Consider the following 21,575-nt stretch of genomic DNA (forward strand, 5'->3'; position numbering starts at 1 on the left):
AATCACCATGAGCGACACCTGTGCAACCTTCCTCAGCGAACAGGAAATCATGATCCGCGACTCGGCACGCAAGGTCGCCGCCGAAGTCGTTGCTCCCACGGCTGCCGAGCGAGACCGCAGCGCCGCCTGGCCGCGCAGCGAACTGCGCGCCGTTGCCGAGCTGGGCTTTCTCGGCATGCTGATACCCGAAGCGTACGGCGGTGCCGGTGCCAGTTTCGTTGAGTATTGCCTGGCCATTGAGGAGTTCGCGGCCGCCGATACCGGTTTCGCCACCTTGATCCACGTGCACAACTCGGTGGGCCTGGCCGTGGCCCGCCTGGGCAACGAGGCGCAGAAACGCAACTACCTGGCGGACCTGGCCAGTGGCAAGCGCATCGGTGCCTTTCTGCTCAGCGAGCCGCAGGCCGGCTCCGACACGGCGGCGTTCCGCACCCAGGCGCGCCTTGAAGGCGACCATTACGTACTTAACGGCAGCAAGCAGTTCATCTCCAACGGCAACGAAGCCGGCCTGGGCCTGGTGCTGGCGGTAACCGACAAGGCTGCCGGTAAGAAAGGCAGCAGCCTGTTGATGGTCGACCCGCAGGATAACCCGGGCTACGTAGTGGCCGCTGTCGAACACAAGATGGGCCAGCGTTCGGCCCACGTTGCCCAGATCCAGCTCGATCAATGTCGCGTACCGGTTGCCAACCTGCTGGGGGGCGAAGGGGAGGGCTACCGTAATGTGATGGGCTCGCTGTCGGAAGGGCGGGTGGCGATTGCCGCAGTCGCCACCGGCACCGCGCGCGCGGCACTGGATGCCGCGGTTGGCTATGCCAAGGAGCGCGAGGCCTATGGTGCGCCGATCATCAACCTGCAAGGGGTGGCGTTCGACCTGGCCGACATGGCCGCCCAGGTTGAGGTTGCCCACCACTACATGGTGCATGCCGCGCGGCTGTGCGAGGCCGGTGTGGCCTGTGCCAAGGAAGCCTCGGTGGCCAAGCTGTTTGCCAGCGAAATGGCGGAAAAGGTCTGCTCCGACGCGCTGCAGATTCACGGCGGCTACGGCTACCTGAATGACTTTCCGGTAGAGCGTTATTGCCGGGATGTGCGGGTAACCAAGATCTACGAAGGCACCAGCCATATTCAGAAGCTGATCATCGCCCGCGGCCTGGTGTAGGAGCGGGCTTGCTGTGGGAGCGGGCTTGCTGTGGGAGCGGGCTTGCCCCGCGATTGCGATCTGTCAGCTACATCGTATCGCGGGGCAAGCCCGCTCCCACCGAAGCCCGTACCCACAGGCAGTTGCTGCTAATTTCGCCTACCCCCTCCTCATTGAGGGGGGGGCAACCGGTCAGTCACAGGCATAACCTGCTGCGAACGGCGCGCGGATTTGAGCAGGGAACCAGAACCATGACGATACCGATCACCACCGATGTGCAGCGACTGGCAGTGGAAAGCTTCCGCACCTTCCTTGCGTCCGAGGTAGCGCCGGTGGCCCGCCTGTTCGAGGGACGGAGCATACCTGCACAGAAAATGCGCGAACTCACCCAGGGCATTGCCGAGTTTGGCCTGCCCGGCGCCAGTATCGCTCAAGCTCACGGTGGCATGGGCCTGTCGGCGCTGACCGAGGCCATGTTGTTCGAGGAGCTCAGTGCGGTCTCCAGCGTGATCGCCGAGTGTGTCCTCGGCAACCTGCTGGTAGCGTCGGCGTTGGCAAATTTGCCAGCGGGCCGGGACGCGTTACGCACGCGCTACCTGCCGGAGTTACTGGCCGGGCGCAGTATCGGCGGCTTCTTTCTGGAACAGGCAGAAGGCGTCAGTGCCAGGCCGACAGATGATGGCTGGCTGATCAACGCTAATCACCAGTGGGTTTGCCATGGCCAGTTCGCGGATGTCCTCGTCACCCCGTTGCCTACCGAGGAGGGTGCCTGTTGTTACGTAGTGGTGGAGCGTGAGCAACATGGCCATGTATCGCCCAACGGCGCCCCGGTCCCGGCACAGCTGACATTCAGCAACGTACGTTTGTCGGCCGACCTCAGTGACGCTCAGAAACTGTCTATCGCTCATGTGCTCACAGGGATCAGCGCGCAGGGCTGATGGTTTTACTGCTTCAAGGAAGGCTGTCAGAGTGTGGCCAGCCAGAATAATAACGGTGGACACGATCCACGCTTAAGGAATCCATATGCGCTATTCACTTGCTGCACTTGCCACTGCCATTGCGTTGTCCAGCGCCCCCTCCTGGGCGGCAGAGGTGGCCTCCACCAACCCGGCCAAGGCTGCCAGCCCGACGACGGCCGCGGTCAACCAGGCGGTGCTCAAGGCGTTGCCGTTCGAGGATCGCGCCGACTATGACGCCGCGCGCAAGGGCCTGGTGGCCGCCTTTGAAGGGCAGGTGAAAAATGCTGATGGCAAGCCTGTGTGGGATACCCACCAGTATGATTTTCTCAAGCAGGCCCAGGCGCCGGACTCGGTGAACCCCAGCCTGTGGCGTATCGCCCAGCTCAATGCCAATGCCGGCCTGTTCCAGGTCACCGACAAGGTCTACCAGATTCGCGGCATCGATCTGGCCAACATGACCATCATCGAAGGTGACGACGGGTTGATCATCATCGACCCGCTGTATGTGACCGAGACGGCCAAGGCCGGCCTCGAACTGTACTACCAGAACCGCCCGCGCAAGCCGGTGGTGGCGGTGATCTACAGCCATAGCCACATCGACCACTTCGGTGGCGTGCGCGGCGTGGTCGATGAGGCCGACGTCAAAGCCGGCAAAGTCCGTATCTATGCCCCGGACGGCTTCATGGAGCACGCGATCCAGGAGAACGTGCTGGCCGGCACGGCGATGTTCCGCCGCGGCATGTACCAGAGTGGCGGTGCGGTGCCCAGGACAGAGCGTGGCCAGGTCGATACCGGGATCGGCAAGGGCGCGCCGATAGGTGGCACCATCAGCCTGATCGCGCCGACCGATCTGATTGTCCAGCCGCTGGAGAGCCATGACATTGCCGGCGTGCAGTTCGAGTTCCAGCTGACGCCTGGCACCGAGGCACCGTCGGAGATGAACGTGTATTTGCCGCAGCTCAAGGCACTGAGCATGTCCGAAAACGCGGTGATGTCGATGCACAACGTACTCACCCCACGCGGTGCTGAAGTGCGTGACGCCAAGGCCTGGTCGAAATTCATCGATGACAGCCTGGTGCGCTATGGCGACAAGGCCCAGGTCATGTTTGCCCAGCACAACTGGCCGACCTGGGGCGGCGAGGGCATCCGCAGCATGCTCGCCGACCAGCGCGACATGTACGCCTTCATCAACAACCGCACCTTGCACCTGCTCAACCAGGGCATGACCCCGCTGGAGATTGCTGACGCGGTGAAGAAGCTGCCTGGCGAACTCGATCATAAATGGTACGCCAGGGGCTACTACGGCACCTTGAGCTTCAACACCCGTGCGGTGTACCAGCGTTACCTGGGCTTTTACGATGGCAACCCGGCCAACCTTGACCCGTTGCCGCCGGTCGAGTCCGGCAAGCACTATGTGCAGGCCATGGGTGGCGCCGGGAAAGTGCTGGAGCTGATGCGCACGGCGATGCAACAGGGCGACTACCGCTGGGCCGCGCAGCTGGGTAATCACCTGGTCTTCGCCGAGCCTGACAACAAAGCCGCCCGTGAAGCCCAGGCTGACGCGCTTGAGCAGTTGGGTTACCGCAGCGAATCGGCGATCTGGCGCAACATGTACCTGACCGCCGTCCAGGAGCTGCGCCAGCTCGCACCGCAACAGGGGGCGCGTGGCAGTGCCGATCTGGTGCGCGCGGCGACACCGACGATGTTCATGGACATCCTCTCGGTACGCATGGACTCCGACAAGGCCCAGGGCCATGACATGACCCTGAACTGGGACTTCGACGATCTTGACCAGCACTTCGCCCTGACCTTGCGCAACGGCGTACTGACCTATCGCGAGCACAGCAGCCATGCCCAGGCGGACGCCACGGTGAAAATGAGCAAAGCCGTACTGGACCAGATCAGCCTGCGCCAGCTCGATTTCCCGACGGCGATCAAGCAGGGTGATATCAAGCTCGAAGGCGATGCTGAGCGCTTCAAGGCAATGCTCGGCATGCTGGCCAGCTTCCAGCCGACGTTCAACGTCGTGACGCCCTGACCCATGGGCCGTCGTCCAGACACGGCGCCACGCCACGAGGGGACAGGCTCTCGTGGCCAGGGCAGCCATGACAATGTCGTGGTGGAGCTGCCGGCCAGGCCGCGCAAGCAACCGAAGCAGGCACGCTCGGTCGCCCTGGTCGAGGCCTTGAAAACCGCCGGGCGGGAAATCCTCGAAGGGGAAGGGCGCGAGGCACTGTCGATCTATCGTCTTTCCGATTACTCCGGGGTGGCCATCAGTTCGATCTACGAGTATTTCCCCACCATCGAGTCGCTGATCGGCGCTATTTTCGAGGATTATCGTGCCGATGCCCGCCTGCAAGTGATTGCCAGTATCGATGCACTACCGGCGTCGGCGACCCTGTATGACGGTATCGAAATCATCTTGCGCACCGGTCTTTCAGCCTTGCATCGCTGGTTGCAGATCGACTCTGAGCAGAGCATCAAGACCGCCTACTATGGCGAGCTGGTGCGCCTGGAAATCGTCAAGCCGGAGCGTTTCTGGATTTCGATGGTGATTCCGGCGCTGGTGCAACGCTTTTCCAATCAGGTGCTGGTGGGTGATCGCGAGAAAGCGGGATTTCTTGCCTATCAGGCGGTAACCGCTTTGCCCCGTGCGTTGTTGATCGAGAAGCCGCATTACCTGATCGAGGATGGCACCGTGCGCATGCTGGCGCGGATGATTCATGCGTTGTTGACTACGCAAGATCCGGAATGACCCGTTGCGCAAATCTTCGCCTGAAAGGCGAGAACGCTATGGAACGTTTCCACGGTTTTCATCCAGAACCTGATATTTCTGTCAGTTGTCGACTGTGCGAATTGGACGTTTGATAGGCCATCGGAAGGGCCAGACGTTTGCAGGGATGCTGCTTGCATGTGCCACCGGCCCTCCTTCCAGCGCCCTCAAGGAGATTCGCCATGGCCACTGCAAGCACGGCTTCCGCTTCTACCCTTGCTCTGAAGCACATCCCGCCCACCGCCGTCCCCTTCAAGATCACCACCCAGCCCGACGGCTACGTACCGGACATGGACGGCTTCGAGCTGCAGCGTCTGGGCTCGCTGGACAGAGGCTGGCACAGCCTCTGCCCGATTCGTGCGGGGCGTGACCTGGTCGAAGGCGAGGTGATCAGTGCCTGCCAGGTCCGCGAGCGCGACGGCGAGATGGTGCGCGTCGACTATACGGCCACCAAGGGCGCACTCAAGGCCAACCAATGGCCGCAAGCCTTCGCGCAGTACATCGTCGAGCACGGTAGGGGCCTCAGCGCTGGCGGCTGGAACGACCAAGGCGCGCTGACCTGCGAGGGCGCGGTGCAACTGCGCTTGTGGTGCCGCAACGCCTACCGTGCCTTCAGCACTGCGCCGTTTGCCAACAACCAGGTGCAGGCGCTGGCCTGCGATGACGACTACGTTTTGGCAAGCGGGCAGAGCCTGTGCCTGCAGGTCCGCGACCTCGCCACCCAGCACTTGTACGAACAGCACATCTTCACCCCCGGCAGCGGCCAGACCGGCAAGGCCTGGTCCGAAGCGCTGTGCACGCAGCTCAACCTCAAGAGCCGATTGCTGCGGGCCGGGGTGTTGAATGCCGAGGCCGGCACCGTGACGCCCGCCGCCAAGGGCAATGCGTTCTGGGTGGCGCAATGCGCCGGGTTGAGCGTGACCTTGGCCGAGGTGCAGTGGTGGGGGGGCCAGGTGGTACAAGGCGCGCAGGCGCTGACAGCCGGGCAGGCCGTGCAGGCGTGGGCCTATGATGCGTACTCACATCGCTTGCTGGACAGCTTCAGCTGGACCCCGACAGCGGCGCAATGCTCGGCGGGCAAATGGCTGGGCGCCTGGGCAGCGGCGCTCAATGCCTCCCCATTGGGTAGCTGGTTGCTCGCCAGCGCGGCGCTACCGACGCCCGCCGCGACGGGGGTAACCAACGCCACGCAGCTGACCCTGTGGCAACGCGGCGAGGGCGTGCGCCTGTTCACCTCGCTGCCGGCGGGTGATAACTGGGTGGCCGGGCCACGTCTGGATTCGGTCTGGGGCAGCGTCAACGATGCGGTGCTGGTGACGGTGCGTCATCCGTACAGTCAGCAGTTGCTGGGGCATGAGGTGTTTCAGCCCACAGAGCTGAGCGACCAGAGCGCGTGGGAGGCGGCGCTGGCCACAGCCATTGGCGATAAATGGCCAGAGATGCTGGCGGGGCGTGAAGGCGCTGACGCCAGCCTGGACCGCGCCGGGCAAGGGCAGGGCGCCTGGCGCTTGTGGCAGCCACGGTTTGCCGGGCTGTTGCTCGAACTGCAGAACCTTGGCGACAGTAGCAAGTGGACGGCTGATCGGCTGGGCAAGTACCTGCTGGCTACGGACGAGTTGCCCGACAGTTCTTCTACTGAGGGTGTGTGGGGGCGGTCCGAGGTCAAGATGTACGCCTATACCCAGCCTGAGGGCTCAGTATTGCTGGAAATCAGACATTCTGAGGATGAACTGGTTTTTCGCCTCAGCGATCAAGCGCGGGCTAAAGGCTATCGGGTGGTGGACTGCTATCCGAAGCCAGGCATACGTTATGACAGCAACATCGCGGTGAAAACGGTCAGCAGTGACACGGTTATCTGGGGCAAGGGGCGTGGGCACCGTGAATTCAAGTTGGTGCTGGACTATCCGGATGCCTGTCGAGATGCCCAGCAACTGACGGTCGGCCATGTGGGCTATCTGGACGACCGCTACCTGTGGCAAAACCTGACCGAGGTCAAATTCACGCCGCCCGCCGCCCGCGACCCTCCCGGACAACACCCTGCTGGATTTGTCCGAAACCGGTGACGGTGGCAAGTACCAGGCCGGAACCCAGACCCTGTCGAGCTTCAGCCGCAGCGGCTCGGTCACCACCCTGGCCAGCGACGCCGGCGCGGCGCAGGGTACGGAGTTCAAGGCCGGGCTCTGGCAGCACCGCCTGACCGCCAGCCTGCTGCCGGGTCAGCAACGGCTGGACGAGACCACGCCGCGCAGTACCAACAGCGGCCGCATCTGGCAAACGCTGCGCGGCCAGACGGTAGCCACGCTGCGCGCTGACGGGCACTGGCAGCGCGTGTTCTCAGACCATCAAGACCGCCCGCTGCGCAGCTGGCATGACCATGAGGACGTGCTGTACCGCCATGACGATCAGGGCCGGCTGGTGGAGCGCCGGGTACACGCCAAGCGCTCGGGCGCGCAGTGGCAGGTGAGCAGCGAGCACGACGTGTTCGGCCAGGAAACTCTGCGCACCTTCAGCCACAACGGCCAGGCAGTGTTCGCCCAACAGCTGGAGTGGCGCGGTGATGGTCAGTTACTTGCCAAACACAGCCGTGAGTCGGGTGCCCTGGTGCGCAGCGAGCAGTTTACTTACGATGCACTCGACCGCTTGACTGGCTACACCTGCACCGCCGCCGATGCCCGGCACCGCCCCTGTGATGACCAGGGTAAAGCGGTCAAGGCGCAGCGTTTCACCTGGGATGCACTGAGCAACCTGCAAACCTGCATCACCACCTACAGTGACGACAAAACGCGCACCCAGACGTTTGCCTACGATGCCAGCAACCCCACGCGCCTGAAGAGCGTCACCGCCGATAAACAGGTGGTGGAGGTGAAACACAACGGCAACGGCTACCTGACCGAGGATGGCAAAACCCGCAAGCTCACTTACAATGCCGGCGGGCAACTGACCCAGGTCAGCGACACTGGCGGCAGCGTGCTGGCGCGTTACGCCTACGATGGCTACCAGCGCCTGGCCGCGCAGTACGTGGCCAAGGACAAGAGTACCTGTGAGTTGCGCTATGCCGGTGACACGCTGATCGGCGAAGACTGGTTCGATGCCGATGGCGCATTAAGCCGCCAACGCAGCATCAGCCCGGGCCTGGCCGAATATGAAGACAACACCGTGAGCTGGCTGATCGACGACCCGCAGTGCGGGGTTGCCGGGCAGTACAGCGACGCGGGGTTGCAGCTGACCCCGCTGCTGCCTTTCGGTGCGGGCAAGGCCACGACTGGCATCAGTTTGGGCTACAACGGCATGCGTCGAGACCCGGTGACTGGCAGCTATCACGCCGGCAACGGCTACCGCTGCTATGACCCGTGCCTGTACCGTCACGCCCAGCCGGACTGGCTGAGCCCGTTCGGCGAGGGCGGGATCAACGACTACGTGCATTGCCCGGACCCGGTCAACCTGCACGACCCCAGCGGTGCGATCATGATCAGCCGCTGGGGCCAGTCGCAGATGCTCGCCAGCCTTGAGCAAAGCCTGCGCGATACCCAACCTTTCCCGGTAGGCGATCGCTGGCGGCGCATTGGCACCTCCGCCGTAATTGCGGTGGTTGGCATCGCGGCTTCGGTTCTTACTGGCGGCACGGCATCGATGCTGGTGTTTGCCGCGCTCACTGCACTGAGTGTCGTGTCGCTGGGGCTGGAGGTTGCCTCGATAATGCTGGAGGACAGCAACCCTGAGCTGTCGAAGAAACTGTCGACTGCCTCGGTGGTGGTGGGGGTGTTGTCCATCGGCAACTTTGTCGGCGCCTTCAAGCAAGCCGCCTCGGTGTTGCGCACCGCGGTCACGGTGGCAGCGCGTATGGCCAGAAATGCCCTGCGCTCTGCTTGGAAAACGCTGCTGGTATGGGGCAGCAACGGGTTTGTGCGAACAGGTCGTTATGTGCGTGCCGCAAGCAAGGCCGCCAAAGCCTCCCAGGCGAGTGCAAAAGCCCTGACCGCGGCTAAACAGGCCAAGGTGACGGATGTCCTGGGCGACTTGGTCTCCCATAAGCTCACCGTCGTTGAGAGTGACGGGCTGCAAAAAATGCTAACAGGAAAGAAACTCCAGGTGCTGACCGGCTGGAAGGCCAAGGTGCAAGCTTCGGTCACGCACATGCCAGAGTCTGCGAAGTGGTTTTTTGAAGCGGTTGATACGGGCGTTACTAAGTACGTCGTTCATGGGGGCGCTAAGGAAGTCGGTCTTGGGTTTTTGCCGGCTTAGGGTTGCTACGAAATGTCGCCGAGCGGCGATCAGGCCAGGTGAAAACAGGTGAGGCATGCCCGGCGTCGAACTCGACTTGACGGGTTGTCAATGAGCATCCGCGCCTGTTTTCAACGCAACAGGATCGTTGCGCGGGCACATTTCGTAGAAAAAAAAGCTCCGATGTCCCCGCCTGACCAAGGACGGAAGGGGACATCAGGGCACAAAACGAAGGGGTTTCTTAACGAACCAAGGCGCGTCAGGACACGCAACGCGCCTTGTCTTTCCAGTACTTTTCCCGCACCTGGCGACGCAACACCTTGCCCACCACACTGACCGGCAGCGCGTCGACAAACAGAATCGACTTGGGCACCTTGAACCGCCCCAGGCGGCCTTTCACATGCTCGATCAACGCCTGGGCTGAAACGCTTTCACCGGCTTTGAGCACCACTTCGGCATGCACCGCCTCGCCCCATTCTTCATGGGGAATGCCGACCACCGCCGAATTGGACACCGCCGGGTGGGCATTGAGCGCTGCTTCCACCTCGATGGCGTAGACGTTGAAACCACCGGTGATGATCATGTCTTTCTTGCGATCAACCAGGAACAGGAAGCCCTGTGGGTCGATGTAACCCATGTCGCCGGATTTCCAGTAGCCGTTGTGAAACTCCGTGGCCGTGCCTTCAGGATTCTTGTAGTAACCGGCAATCGTCCCGCGAGAACGCACCCACAGCTCGCCGGTGGTGCCCAGCGGCACTTCCTGGCCGTTGTCGTCGACAATCAGGATCTCCGCGCCGACGGCGATGCGCCCGGCCGAAGACAGCTGCTTTTCGTTCTCGGTCAGGTGATCGGCCTTGCTCAGCAGGGCAACGGCATGCAGGCTTTCGGTGGCGCCGTAGATCTGCATGAAAATATTGCCGAAACGCTCCTGGGCCTGACGCAGTTTTGTCGGGCTCATCGGTGCGGCACCGTAGGCCATGGTCTGCAGCGAGGACAGGTCGTAGTCCCTGGCTTCGGGCAATTCCAGCAGACGGTAGATCATGGTCGGCACCAGCAGGGTCATGGTGGCCTTTTCTGCTTCGATGTTGCGGCACAGTTGCGCCAGGTCCGGGATGTTCTGGGTCAGGGTGCAACCACCACGGAACAAGGTTGGCAACAGTCCCAGGCCGGAGCCGTGGCTGATGGGCGCCATGTGCAGGAAACGGGTGTCGGGCTGGTAAGGCTGTTCAGCCTCCAGGTACATCGAATCGCGCAGCGCCATCCAGTTGTCGATGGTGTAGGCAGCGCATTTGCTCTGGCCGGTGGTGCCACCGGTGAAGCGATAGACCAGCGCGTCTTGCTGTACGTCGTTGTCGATGCCGGGGTTGTGATCCGGGACGCCTTCAAGCAGGTCCCAGAAATACCACAGACCCTCGCGCGGGGTGGCGGGAGGGTCCATGCAGACAACCTTGATGCCTTGGCCATGCAGCAGGTCGAAATAGCGATCGATCAGGGCGTTCTCGATAAACACCACTTTCGGCCGCAGAAACTCCACCTGCCAACGATGCTCTTCGAAGGCGTCGCGATAGTTGGTGTAGGCTGCCGATGCATCACCCTTGAGCGCGGTCCAGGCATGGAACAGCGAGATGTTGTCGTTTTGCAGAATGCACAGGTAGACATCGCCGCGGCGCAGTTCAAGACGCTCGCGCAGCATGTTGACAATGCGATTGGTCAGCGCGTGCAGCTCACGGAAGGTATAGCGTCGATTGCGCTCGATGTTGACCAGGGCTTCCCGGTCGCCGAAACGCACGGCCAGGTTACCGACCGTGTGTGCGAAGTTCATTATTGTCATGGTTATTCTCCGTCCGGGCGTGTGGCTGCACGCCCGTTGCGATCATCATCGCACGTTTATCTCGAGCCCTGTCCCGCGCAAGCTCAGGCCTGCTGAGCCTTGATGGCCTGCAGGGCGGTGTCGATGAAGACCTTCACCTGCTGGTTGGCGTCATCGCGGGGCACGGCGCTACTCCAGTCGGTGATCTGCTCCAGGTGCGCCTCGATGGCCTCTGGCGACAGCTCGTCGTTGCCGATGTACACCGGCGCGGTCTCTTCCATGCGCACGGCGCTGAACACGCCGGCACCGGCGCCGAGGATCAGCTTGGTCGGTGCGTTTTCACTGACCAGGAACAGCGCGCCCGGGGTGACCTGCTCAGGACGGCTGGCGGCCAGCAGTTCGGCCGGCATGACGTCTTCGGTCATGCGGGTGGCGGCCATCGGCGCCAGGGTATTGACCAGAATGTTGTTCTTGCGGCCTTCGATGGCAAGCATGTTCATCAGGCCGACCACGGCCATTTTCGCCGCGCCATAGTTGGCCTGGCCGAAGTTGCCGAACAGGCCGGCCGCCGAGGTGGTCATCAGGATGCGCCCGTAGTTCTGCTCGCGCATCAGCTCCCACACCGCTTTGCTGCAGTTCATCGAGCCCATCAGGTGGACATTGATCACCGCCTGAATGTCGGCCATCTCCATCTTGGCGAACGACTTGTCGCGCAGGATGCCGGCGTTGTTGATCAGGATGTCGACGCGACCGAAGGCTTCTACCGCCTGTTTGACCATGGCCTGGACCTGCTCGTAGTCGGCCACGTTGGCACCGTTGGCGATGGCAGTGCCACCGGCCTGGCGGATTTCTTCGACCACAGCCAGGGCCGCGTCGGAAGAGCTGCCGGAGCCGTCGCGGCTACCGCCGAAGTCGTTGATCACCACCTTGGCGCCACGGGCGGCCAGGTTCAGGGCGTGAACGCGGCCCAGGCCGTTGCCGGCGCCGGTGACGATGGCTACACGGTCATCGAAGCGAATGGTCATGGTGTTTTCCTCTTGTTATTGATAATAGGTGGCGAACGGCGGAGGAAGTGCGTGGTTTCCCCTGAGTCGCCGTTCCCCATAAAGGTCAGGCGCGGCTGAAAATACCGACATGCTCGGTGGACTCTTCCACGCGCCAGAGGCCGCCGCCGTTGCCTTGCAGGGCAATGCGCGCACCTTCTACCTGACGCGGGCCGCAGTTGCCACGCAGTTGCTCGACCAGCTCGAAAATCTGCCCGATGCCGGTGGCGCCGATCGGATGGCCTTTCGACTCCAGGCCACCGGACGGGTTGACCGGCAAGCGGCCGCCGAGGGCGCTGTCGCCGCGTTCGGCCATGACCCCGCTCATGCCCGGTTCGCATAGGCCCAGCGCCTCGATGGCGAGCAGCTCGCCGATGGCGGTGGCGTCATGCACTTCGGCCACATCGACGTCCTGCGGAGCAATACCGGCTTGTTCGAATGCGGCCTTGCCGGCCAGGTGGGTACAGCCGTTTTCGTAGTCGTCGGCAGCGCGGGCTGAGGCGGAACGCACCACACTGGCCAGGACCTTGATCGCACGGTTTTTGTCGAAGCCGTATTTTTTCAGCGCCGACTCGGTGCACAGGATCGCCGCAGCGGCGCCATCGGAGATCGGCGAGCACATCGGCAGGGTGATCGGGTAGGTGATCGGCGGCGCGGCGAGGATTTCCTCGATGCTCATGGCGTTGCGGTACTGCGAGCGCTGGTTGTGCACCGAATGACCGTGGTTCTTCGAGGCGACGGCGGCCAGCTGGCGTTGCGTCACGCCATAACGCTCCATCAGGCCGCCACGGCCGAGGGCCGCGTAGACGTCCATGAACGGGCTGTAGGGCTTCTCCGATTGCGAACCGGCAGGCGGCACCACGCCTTGGCCCATGGCGGCCAGGTAGTGCTTGTTCTCTTCGAAGGTTTCAATGTCCCAGGCCGATTCGAAGGCGGAGAACATTTTTGCCTTGTCGCTGTAGAACATCTTTTCCGCGCCGACCGCCAGGGCCACCTCGGCAGCGCCTGCCTGCAGCTGGGTCACCGCCAGATTGAAGGCATGGCTCGACGAGGCACAGGCGCCTTCGATGTTGAAGATCGGGATACCGTCCAGGCCCAGCGGCAGCAGCGCCACCTGGCCACGGATCATGTGCTGGCCATCGAAATGGCCCTGGGTGCAGTTGCCGAAGAAGCCGACCTGGATCCACTTGCGCTCGCAACCGGCGTCTTTGAGCGCGTCTTCCACCGCCCAGGCGGTGAGTTGCTTGACGGACTTGTCGATGTGCCGGCCAAAGGCGGTCATGCCAACGCCGACGATGTATACGTTTTCCATCGTTGCCTCGAATTGTTCAGAAGTAAGGGGGGGGGCAGGGCGCCCGGCTCAGTAGCCCTTGAAATCAGGCTTGCGCTTCTCGGCAAAGGCGCGCACGCCTTCGGCCATGTCGTAGGAGCGCTGGTGGTTGCGCAGCTCCAGCAGTTCCTGGCGCAGGGCATCGGCACGCGACTTGTCACCGGCTTCGTCGGCGACCTTTTTCATCTTGCGCAGTACCAACGGGCTCTTCTGCGCCAGTTTGTCGCCCAGGGCCTGAACGCGTTCGACCAGCTCGGCATCGGCGACCACTTCGCAGACCAGGCCGTAGGTCTTCATGTCCTGGGCGGGTAGGGCGTCACCGGTGAACAGCATGTACTTGGCGATGTTCTCCGGGATCTTGCGTGGCAGTACCGCCGCGCCACCACCGCCAGGGAACACCCCGAAGTTGGAGTGGGCATCGCCGAAGCGCGCGCTCTGGGCGGCGATGACTAGGTCGCAGCACAGTACGGTTTCCAGGCCACCGGCCAGGGCCAGGCCGTTGACGGCGGCGATGACCGGCTTGGGGAACACCCGCAAGGTATCGAAGAAGGTGACGATAGTGTCCAGCAGGTCTTTCTCGCCTGGCAGCGGGGTGCCACCGGCCTTGAGGTCGGCGCCGGCGCAGAACGCCGTGCCGGTGGCGGTCAGCACCACCACGCGGACCTGGTTGTCGTTTTCCCAGGCGTGCAGGCGGGCGGTCATGGCCTCCAGCATTTCACGGTTCAGGGCATTCATGGCCTTGGGCCGGGTCAAGGTGATCCAGCCCACCTGGCCCTTGATTTCAAAAGAAACGGACTCGCTCATCTCCAATCCTCAATCACGCTGCAATTGACGTTTCTGTCTGAATTGGAACTTACGCGAGTGCCTCAGGGCCTCACCCCCCCCCTTGCGGACGGGGGCGCCCACCCTGGTGTCTGTTGCAGGATGCGGGCGACATCCAGGCAACACTGCCACGGGCGGAGACTCTAATAATGCATACAAATGTCATCAACGCCGGCGATCTGCTGGTCGCCACCAAGTTCTCGCCACCGCGCCTGAACGCTCGGCACATTGTCCGTAGCCAGCTGCTGGGCCGCCTGCGCGAGTCGCAGCCGTGCAGCGCAACGCTGATTACCGGGGGGGCAGGCTTTGGCAAGACCATCCTGCTCGCGCAATGGCGTCTGGAACTGATGAAGGCCGGGCTGGACGTGGCCTGGATCTCGTTCAGCCTCGACGACCGGCAGTTCGGCAGCTTCCTCTCGTATTTGCTCGAAGCGTTGCAGCGTCTGGGGATTGCCATCGAACAGGACTGGCTGCACAGCGATGGCAGCGAGCAGTCGATCAACACCCTGATCGCCATCGTTACCCACGCCGCACACGGCATCGACAAAGAACTGCATCTGTTGATGGATGACTTTCATCATGTGGAGTCGCCAGCCGCCCACCGCTTGATGCAGAAGCTGCTGGATCATTGCCCGGCCAACCTGCATATCACCATTGCCTCGCGCTCCACGCCAGCGCTGAGCCTGGGACGTTTGCGCATGCAGGGCCACGTGGTCGAGATCGATACCGTCGAGTTGCCCTTCGATACCGACGAAACCCGCGACTTTTTCAAGCAGAACCTCAGCACCCTGGTACTCAGCGCCGACGAAGAGCGGCTGATTCATGACCTCACCAGCGGTTGGCCGGCCAGCCTGCAGCCGATTGCCACCATGTTGCGGGTGCGTCCGAGCAAACGTGCGCACCTGCGCTCGATCCTGCGCAACTCGGCTGACCTGCAGGCCTACCTGGCCGAGGATGTGCTGGTGTGCCTGTCGCCGGAGTTGCTGGAGTTCATGGAGAAAGTCTCGATATTGCGGCGTTTCAACGCCGACCTCGGGGCGTTCGTCAGCGCCAACCGCCATGCCCCGGAGATGATCAAGCGTGCCGAGGACGAGAACCTGCTGATCTACCGTATCGAATCGGATGACAGCACGCCGTGGTACCGATTCCATCCCTTGTTCGGCGAATTTCTCACCCAGCGCCTGGCGGCCCGTGGGGAGGGTGCGGTTCAGGCGCTGCATCGCCGTGCGAGCCAGTGGTTCGCCGAACAGGAGTATCTGGTCGAAGCGGTACGCCACGCCAACCTCGGCGGCGATCGCGACTATGCGATCAAGGCAATGGAGGAGGCCGCGTCCAGCACCTGGAGCATGGCCTATATCAGCCCGATGCTGAGCCTGCTTGAGCGGCTGCCGCAGGACACCCTGTTTTCGCATCCCCAGCTGTTCATCACCGGCTGCCTGACCTACGCCTTCACCGCCCGCCCGGAAAAGGCCCAGCGCTGGCTGGAGCAGATGCGCCGCAGCGAGGCCGCGCGCAATCCGGCGATCTCCTCGAAACTGGTGCTCGCCGACGCGGCAATCGCTCTGCAGCTCGACCAGCCACGGCGGGTCATCAGCTTGCTGGAGGCGGCCCATCAGGCGCCTCTGGAAAACCGCTCGTTGCGCTACATCAGCTTCTCCGGTTTGGCCACCGCCTACCTTTCCGTCGGACGTGCGGCAGATGCGCGCAAGCTGCATGAACAGTATCCGATCGACCTTCAAGACCGTGCCAACGACATGGCCATGGTGTTTGAAAGCACGCAGGCGCTGGCCCGCCTCAAGGAAGGCAATGCCCGCCAGGCCCTGAGCATTGGCGAAAGCGTTATCGCCCGGGCCGAGGAGGCCTATGGGCGCGGGTCGGTGTCTGCCAACCTGTGCGCCGCCACGCTGTGCGACGCCTATTACGAACTGGACCGCCTCGATGACGCCCTGCGCGTGCTGGCCAACCGCAGCGGCATTTTGCGTTCATCCATGCCTGATGTGATGGGCCGGGCTTCGATTTGCCGCGCGCGCATCATCCTGCAACAAGACTCGCCTCAGGCGGCGCTGAGCTTCCTCGACACCCAAGGCGCGCATTTTCAGGTACTGGGGCTGGACCGGCTGCTGGCATTGATCCTGGCCGAGCAGGTGCGGGTGCTGGTGCTGCAAGGCGAAAGCCGCCGTGCCGCCGAGGTGGCAGGACGTCTGGCCAACCTGGCGGCGGCGCAGCGCCCGCATGCCGAAGCACGTGGCGAAATCGACTACCTGGTGGCGTTGTCCCGCGTGCGTCTGGCGCTGGCCGGGCATGACGGGCAGTCGGCACTGGAGGCGCTGCCGGCTATCCATGCCTACGTCGAACAGGCGACACGTGGCCGCAGTTGGGTCAGGGCGCACCTGCTCAGCGTTCAGGTGCATGCGTTGCTGGGGCAGACGGATGCGCTGCTGGTGAGCCTGCAGCAGGCGTTGGAAGCCGGCGCGCGGATGGGCCTGGTGCGCACCGTGCTCGATGAAGGCCAGGGCGTGCTTGGCTTGCTTGCCAGGCACCAGGATGCGATCGCCTGGGAGCCGGCTGTTGCCGAGTACGTGCAAGCCCTGTTGAGTCGCGAAACGCCTGTGCAGGCGCCATCGCCGCTGGCCTGTGCGGCAAGGAACACGGTCGATTCGCCACGGGCCAGCCTGACCCCCCGCGAGCTGGAAATCCTCGGGCTGGTGGCCCAGGCGATGTCGAACAAACGTATCGCCCTGACGCTCAACATCACCTTCGGCACGGTGAAGTGGAACGTGAAAAACATCCTCGCCAAACTCGGCGTCTCGAGCCGCTATGCGGCGATTACCCTGGCGCGCCAGCAGGGCGTGCTCAAGTGACTGGACGCTGGCGGCGGCCGCTGCGCCCTCCCGAGAGGATAGGCGCGCATGGCCGGGGCCAGCCCGCATGCTCAGGTCAGCTACGACTATCCGACCCGGTTCAAGAGGAAGACCATGAGCGATACATCTGCAGCATTCCTGAGCGAGCAGGAAATCATGATCCGTGACGCCGCCCGCAAGGTGGCGCAAGAAGTGGTGGGTGCCACCGCCGCCGAACGCGACCGTACCGGTGCCTGGCCACACGCCGAGCTGAAAGCGGTGGCCGAACTGGGCTTTCTGGGCATGCACATTCCCGAGGAGTCCGGCGGCGCCGGCATGTCGTTTCCCGAATACTGCCTGTGCATCGAGGAGTTCGCGGCGGCAGACGCCGGTTTCGCCACTATCCTGCATGTACACAACGGCATGGCCGACATGCTCCACCGCTTCGGTACCGAGGCGCAGAAGGCCAAGTACCTGGCGGGCATGATCAGCGGCGAACTGATCGCTGCCGGTTTGCTCACCGAACCGCAGGCCGGTTCCGACACCGCGGCGTTTCGCACCACGGCGCGGCGTGATGGCGACCATTACGTGCTCAACGGCAGCAAGCAGTTCATCTCCAACGGTAACGAAGCCGGGATCGCCTTTGCCATTGCCGCAAGCACCGAGACTGCGGAGGGCCGCAAAGGTCCGAGCATGTTCATCATCGATCCACGTGAGCCTGGCTACATCGTTACCCGTGTGGAAAGCAAGATGGGCCAGCGCTCCGCTCACGTCGCCGCGATTCAGCTGGACAACTGCCGGGTACCGGCGCACAACCTGCTGGCCGAAGAGGGCACCGCGTACAAGCGTTTGATGGCGACCCTGTCTGAAGGGCGCATCGGCATCGCCGCCGTCGCCGTGGGTGGCGCCCGTGCTGCGCTGGAGGCCGCAGTGAAGTATGCGCAAGAGCGTGAAGCCTACGGCGCACCGATCATCAACTTGCAAGGGGTGGCGTTCGACCTGGCCGACATGGCTACCCAGTTCGAGGTCGCGCAGAACTACATGCTGCACGCCGCGCGCCTGCATTACGCCGGTGTGCCCTGCGCCAAGGAAGCCTCGATCGCCAAGCTGTTCGCCAGCGAAATGGCCGAGAAGGTCTGCTCTGAAGCGCTGCAGATCCATGGCGGCTACGGCTACCTCAGCGATTTCCCGGTGGAGCGCTATTGCCGTGATGTGCGGGTGACCAAGATCTATGAGGGAACCAGCCATATCCAGAAGGTGATTATCGCGCGCAACTTGTAAGTGAGGAGGGAAGGGACATGACTGACAGTGCGGTGCTGTATGAACGGATCGGCAAGACAGCGCTGATCACCCTGAACCGGCCGCAGAAGAAGAACGCCTTCGAGGCGGCCATCAACGAGGCCTTGCCGGTTGCCCTGAAGGCGGCGCGCGATGATCGTTCGGTGCGTTCGATCGTGCTGACCGGCGCTGGCGGCGCCTTTTGTTCCGGTTTCGACCTTGGCAGCCTGGATGCGGGTGAGGATGCGACGTTTGCCGGACGCAAGCTGGTGCTGGGCTTTCAAGAGTGGTTCACCGGCCTTGCCGACATGCCCAAGCCGGTGATTGCCGCGGTCGATGGCGCGGCGGTGGGCGCAGGCTTTTCCCTGGCCCTGGCCGCCGACTTCATGTTTGTCACGCCACGCGTGCGGCTGTTGCCGACGTTCCTGAGCCTGGGACTGGTGCCGGACCTGTCGATGCTTTATGTACTGCCGCGCCTGGTCGGCCTGGCCAAGGCCAAGGAGCTGATCTTTTGCGCCCGTGCCCTCGATGCGCAGCAAGCCTTGGCGCTCGGCCTGGCGCAGGCGATCATCGATCAGGAGCAACTGCTCGACAGCGCCCTGCAGTTCGCCCGGCAGTTCGATGATGCACCCGCGGATGCATTAGGATTGAGCAAGACACTGCTTAACCGCTCCTTCGAAACCGATCGCCCGGCGATGACCGAGTTCGAAGCCTGTGCCCAGTCCTTGTGCGGGGCCAGCCATTACCATGCCGAAGCCGTACGGCGCTTCCTCGGCAAAGAAGGCTTGCCCTACCGTGGCGCGGTGTTGCCAGCGCCGTAAACCTCCAAATAGGGAGGGGCCGTGTGCTTGAGCGCGCGCCTATCCTTGAGACTCAAAGCCTGCCGCCCGGTACAACCCGGCGTACAAGCCCGCAAGGGCCGGCAGGGTATCCAACGCTGAGGAGTAAGACATGAGGCAGAAAGTCGTCATCGCGGGTGTCGGTATGATTCCCTTCGTCAAGCCTGGCCAGAGCGAAACCTATGCAGTCATGGGCGAGCAGGCCGTGCGCCTGGCCCTGGCCGATGCCGGGGTCGGTTACGAGTCGGTCCAGCAGGCCTTTGCCAGCTATGTGTTCGGCGACTCCACCTGTGGTCAGCGCGTGCTCTACAACGTCGGCATGACTGGTATCCCGGTGATCAACGTCAACAACAACTGCGCCAGCGGCTCTACCGCGCTGTTCCTGGCCAATCAGGCGATTGCCAGCGGCATGGTCGATATCGTCCTGGCCTTCGGTTTCGAGCAAATGATTCCCGGTGCCATCGGTAGCGCCTTCCCGGATCGTCCGAGCCCGCTGGAGCTGTTCCTCGATCAATGCGACGAAGCCATTCCTGGTGCCTCCGAAATCCCGGCAGCGTTGCGCATCTTCGGCAGCGCCGGGGTGGAGCACATGAAGCGCTTCGGCACGCCGCTGGAAACCTTCGCCAAGATTCGCGCCAAGGCCAGCCGTCACGCGGCCAACAACCCCAAGGCGGTGTTCCGTAAGGTGATCACCACCGAAGAAGTCATGGCCGATCAGGTGGTCTGGCCTGAAGTCATGACCCGGCTGATGGCCTGCCCACCGACCTGCGGTGCTGCCGCGGTGGTGCTGTGCAGCGAGGCCTATGCGTTGAAGCATGGCCTGGACCGCAGTGTGTCGATTGCCGGCCAGGCGCTGACCACCGATGGCGCGGAAACCTTCAAGTCCGGCGACATGCGCGACGTGGCCGGTTACTCGATGTCGCGCGCCGCGGCCCGGCAAGCCTATGAAATGGCCGGTATCGGTGCCGAGGACGTGCACGTGGTCGAACTGCACGACTGCTTCGCCCAGAACGAGCTGCTGACCTATGAATCCCTGGGCCTGTGCCCGGAAGGCGGGGCGCAGAAGTTTGTCGACGATGGCGACAACACCTATGGCGGCCAGTACGTGGTCAACCCGTCCGGCGGCCTGCTTTCCAAAGGCCACCCGATTGGCGCAACGGGCCTGGCGCAATGCACCGAGCTGGTCCTGCAACTGCGTGGCCGCGCCGAGCAGCGCCAGGTAGAGGGTGCGCGCATTGCCCTGCAACACAACATCGGCATTGGTGGCGCCTGCGTCGTCACCCTGTACCGTAAAGACTGACAGGGGAAACACCATGGATTTTCGACCTGATACCAGCCTGGAGGCATTCCGCGAGGAGGTCCGTCAGTTCCTTCGCGACCAGGTCCCGGCGGACCTGAAAGGGCAACAGCGCTGCACCCGCTCGCCGCGCGAGCAGATCATGCGCTGGCAAAAGCTCCTCAACCAGCGCGGCTGGGGAGCGCCGTACTGGCCCAAGGAGCACGGCGGCACGGGCTGGTCAGTACCGCAGATCCTGGTGTTCGATGACGAGTGCAGCCTGGCCGGTACCCCCACCCAGGATGGCTTCGTGCACAAGATGCTCGGGCCGGTGCTCAATGCCTTTGCCACGCCTGAGCAAAAGGCCGAGCACCTGCCGGCGGTGTTCAATGGCGAGCGCCTGTGGTGCCAGGGCTTTTCCGAGCCTGGCGCCGGCTCCGACCTGGCGTCGTTGCGCACCCGCGCCGAGCGTGACGGTGACCACTATGTGGTCAACGGCCAGAAAATCTGGACCAGCTATGCCCACCACGCCGACTGGATCTTCCTGCTGGTGCGCACCGATGCGCAGGTGAAGAAGCAGGCCGGTATCAGCTTCCTGCTGGTGGACATGCGCACGCCCGGTATCACCGTACGGCCGATCCGCAGCATCGACGATGCCCATCACCTGAACGAAACCTTCTTCGACAATGTGCGGGTGCCGGTAGGCAACCTGATTGGCAGTGAAGGGCAGGGCTGGAGCATCACCAAATTCCTGCTCAACAACGAACATGCCACCACCGCTGACTTGCCTGAGCTGAAACGCTACCTGCGGGAACTGCGCTTGATCGGCTCCACGCTGCAGGTGGCCGGCCAGCCGCTGTTCGAACGCCCGGAGTTCGCCCTCAAGCTGGCGCGCCTGGAGGCGGAACTGCAGGCCATCGAAATGCTGGTGCAGCGCGTCGCGCGTCTGGATGAACAGCACAACCCGGCGTCACACACGCTGGGTTCGATGCTCAAGATCCGCGCCACCGAATTGCAGCAACGCATGACCGAGGCGCAGATCGAGGCGCTGGGGGACTACGGTGCAATCGCCTATGCGCATCCGCATGAGGCCGATCCCGAACAGCCATTCCCGCAGCAAGCGCTGGCCCGGGGTATTTGCAACGATATGTTCCTGCGCCGGGCATCGACCATCTACGGCGGCACCAGCGAAGTGCAGCGCGGCATTATCGCCAAGATGCTGTTCCAACTCTGATATCAGGAAACCGCT

Annotated in this window: 15 protein-coding genes; 11 read left to right on the forward strand and 4 right to left on the reverse strand. The window is 63.2% G+C overall.

Translation table 11 applies throughout. The features are described 5' to 3' along the window. Window positions 1-7 precede the first annotated feature (7 nt). From PSAKL28_RS11365 to PSAKL28_RS11390, 6 genes are all read left to right on the forward strand, one after another. Window positions 8-1,156, forward strand: coding sequence for an acyl-CoA dehydrogenase family protein (locus PSAKL28_RS11365; RefSeq protein WP_038610233.1), 1,149 nt, complete (start codon window positions 8-10; stop codon window positions 1,154-1,156). A gap of 230 nt (window positions 1,157-1,386) precedes the next feature. Then, window positions 1,387-2,073 carry an acyl-CoA dehydrogenase family protein gene (locus PSAKL28_RS11370; protein ID WP_051939306.1) on the forward strand — a complete coding sequence of 229 codons (687 nt, stop codon included), beginning with the start codon at window positions 1,387-1,389 and terminating at the stop codon, window positions 2,071-2,073. An 85-nt stretch (window positions 2,074-2,158) separates the two neighbouring features. Beyond that, window positions 2,159-4,132: an alkyl/aryl-sulfatase gene (locus PSAKL28_RS11375; RefSeq protein ID WP_038610235.1), complete on the forward strand. Its 1,974-nt coding sequence runs from the start codon at window positions 2,159-2,161 to the stop codon at window positions 4,130-4,132. Between the two features lie 3 nt (window positions 4,133-4,135). Further along, window positions 4,136-4,849 carry a TetR/AcrR family transcriptional regulator gene (locus PSAKL28_RS11380; RefSeq protein WP_038610238.1) on the forward strand — a complete coding sequence of 238 codons (714 nt, stop codon included), beginning with the start codon at window positions 4,136-4,138 and terminating at the stop codon, window positions 4,847-4,849. Between the two features lie 200 nt (window positions 4,850-5,049). Then, window positions 5,050-6,930: a hypothetical protein gene (locus tag PSAKL28_RS11385; protein ID WP_038610241.1), complete on the forward strand. Its 1,881-nt coding sequence runs from the start codon at window positions 5,050-5,052 to the stop codon at window positions 6,928-6,930. Then, entirely contained in the window at window positions 6,914-9,109 is a 2,196-nt protein-coding gene (locus tag PSAKL28_RS11390) for an RHS repeat-associated core domain-containing protein (RefSeq protein WP_038610243.1), read from the forward strand. Before PSAKL28_RS11385 ends, PSAKL28_RS11390 begins: the two co-directional genes overlap by 17 nt. A gap of 238 nt (window positions 9,110-9,347) precedes the next feature. Here PSAKL28_RS11390 and PSAKL28_RS11395 read toward each other — a convergent pair whose 3' ends face one another. The 4 genes from PSAKL28_RS11395 to PSAKL28_RS11410 all read right to left on the reverse strand — a co-directional run bounded on the left by PSAKL28_RS11395 (window position 9,348) and on the right by PSAKL28_RS11410 (window position 14,075). Then, window positions 9,348-10,919: an AMP-binding protein gene (locus PSAKL28_RS11395; protein ID WP_257011881.1), complete on the reverse strand. Its 1,572-nt coding sequence runs from the start codon at window positions 10,917-10,919 to the stop codon at window positions 9,348-9,350. A gap of 83 nt (window positions 10,920-11,002) precedes the next feature. After that, complete coding sequence (locus PSAKL28_RS11400) at window positions 11,003-11,923, reverse strand: SDR family NAD(P)-dependent oxidoreductase (protein WP_038610249.1); 921 nt, start codon at window positions 11,921-11,923, stop codon at window positions 11,003-11,005. A gap of 85 nt (window positions 11,924-12,008) precedes the next feature. Then, complete coding sequence (locus PSAKL28_RS11405) at window positions 12,009-13,253, reverse strand: thiolase family protein (protein ID WP_038610251.1); 1,245 nt, start codon at window positions 13,251-13,253, stop codon at window positions 12,009-12,011. Between the two features lie 48 nt (window positions 13,254-13,301). Continuing rightward, window positions 13,302-14,075, reverse strand: a complete 774-nt coding sequence (locus PSAKL28_RS11410) for an enoyl-CoA hydratase/isomerase family protein (protein WP_038610254.1) — start codon at window positions 14,073-14,075, stop codon at window positions 13,302-13,304. A 167-nt stretch (window positions 14,076-14,242) separates the two neighbouring features. Between PSAKL28_RS11410 and PSAKL28_RS11415 the strand changes: the two genes are divergently transcribed. From PSAKL28_RS11415 to PSAKL28_RS11435, 5 genes are all read left to right on the forward strand, one after another. After that, the gene (locus tag PSAKL28_RS11415; RefSeq protein ID WP_038610257.1) at window positions 14,243-16,954 is read left to right on the forward strand and encodes a winged helix-turn-helix domain-containing protein; all 2,712 of its coding nucleotides are present in this window, start codon (window positions 14,243-14,245) and stop codon (window positions 16,952-16,954) included. Between the two features lie 114 nt (window positions 16,955-17,068). Continuing rightward, window positions 17,069-18,214, forward strand: coding sequence for an acyl-CoA dehydrogenase family protein (locus PSAKL28_RS11420; RefSeq protein WP_038616536.1), 1,146 nt, complete (start codon window positions 17,069-17,071; stop codon window positions 18,212-18,214). A gap of 17 nt (window positions 18,215-18,231) precedes the next feature. Further along, window positions 18,232-19,032, forward strand: a complete 801-nt coding sequence (locus tag PSAKL28_RS11425) for an enoyl-CoA hydratase/isomerase family protein (RefSeq protein WP_038610260.1) — start codon at window positions 18,232-18,234, stop codon at window positions 19,030-19,032. Window positions 19,033-19,162: 130 nt separating this feature from the next. Beyond that, complete coding sequence (locus tag PSAKL28_RS11430; RefSeq protein WP_038610262.1) at window positions 19,163-20,350, forward strand: lipid-transfer protein; 1,188 nt, start codon at window positions 19,163-19,165, stop codon at window positions 20,348-20,350. A gap of 13 nt (window positions 20,351-20,363) precedes the next feature. Continuing rightward, window positions 20,364-21,560 carry an acyl-CoA dehydrogenase family protein gene (locus PSAKL28_RS11435; RefSeq protein ID WP_038610265.1) on the forward strand — a complete coding sequence of 399 codons (1,197 nt, stop codon included), beginning with the start codon at window positions 20,364-20,366 and terminating at the stop codon, window positions 21,558-21,560. The last annotated feature ends 15 nt before the right edge of the window (window positions 21,561-21,575 follow it).

The sequence above is a fragment of the Pseudomonas alkylphenolica genome, from assembly GCF_000746525.1.
In the GTDB taxonomy this organism is placed as follows: Bacteria; Pseudomonadota; Gammaproteobacteria; order Pseudomonadales; family Pseudomonadaceae; genus Aquipseudomonas; species Aquipseudomonas alkylphenolica.

Bases quoted from the DNA above. Each gene is read 5' to 3' on its own strand.
- PSAKL28_RS11365 (WP_038610233.1), top strand. From the start codon at position 8: ATGAGCGACACCTGTGCAACCTTCCTCAGCGAACAGGAAATCATGATC.
- PSAKL28_RS11370 (WP_051939306.1), top strand. From the start codon at position 1,387: ATGACGATACCGATCACCACCGATGTGCAGCGACTGGCAGTGGAAAGC.
- PSAKL28_RS11375 (WP_038610235.1), top strand. From the start codon at position 2,159: ATGCGCTATTCACTTGCTGCACTTGCCACTGCCATTGCGTTGTCCAGC.
- PSAKL28_RS11380 (WP_038610238.1), top strand. From the start codon at position 4,136: ATGGGCCGTCGTCCAGACACGGCGCCACGCCACGAGGGGACAGGCTCT.
- PSAKL28_RS11385 (WP_038610241.1), top strand. From the start codon at position 5,050: ATGGCCACTGCAAGCACGGCTTCCGCTTCTACCCTTGCTCTGAAGCAC.
- PSAKL28_RS11395 (WP_257011881.1), bottom strand. From the start codon at position 10,919: ATGACAATAATGAACTTCGCACACACGGTCGGTAACCTGGCCGTGCGT.
- PSAKL28_RS11400 (WP_038610249.1), bottom strand. From the start codon at position 11,923: ATGACCATTCGCTTCGATGACCGTGTAGCCATCGTCACCGGCGCCGGC.
- PSAKL28_RS11405 (WP_038610251.1), bottom strand. From the start codon at position 13,253: ATGGAAAACGTATACATCGTCGGCGTTGGCATGACCGCCTTTGGCCGG.
- PSAKL28_RS11410 (WP_038610254.1), bottom strand. From the start codon at position 14,075: ATGAGCGAGTCCGTTTCTTTTGAAATCAAGGGCCAGGTGGGCTGGATC.
- PSAKL28_RS11415 (WP_038610257.1), top strand. From the start codon at position 14,243: ATGCATACAAATGTCATCAACGCCGGCGATCTGCTGGTCGCCACCAAG.
- PSAKL28_RS11420 (WP_038616536.1), top strand. From the start codon at position 17,069: ATGAGCGATACATCTGCAGCATTCCTGAGCGAGCAGGAAATCATGATC.
- PSAKL28_RS11425 (WP_038610260.1), top strand. From the start codon at position 18,232: ATGACTGACAGTGCGGTGCTGTATGAACGGATCGGCAAGACAGCGCTG.
- PSAKL28_RS11430 (WP_038610262.1), top strand. From the start codon at position 19,163: ATGAGGCAGAAAGTCGTCATCGCGGGTGTCGGTATGATTCCCTTCGTC.
- PSAKL28_RS11435 (WP_038610265.1), top strand. From the start codon at position 20,364: ATGGATTTTCGACCTGATACCAGCCTGGAGGCATTCCGCGAGGAGGTC.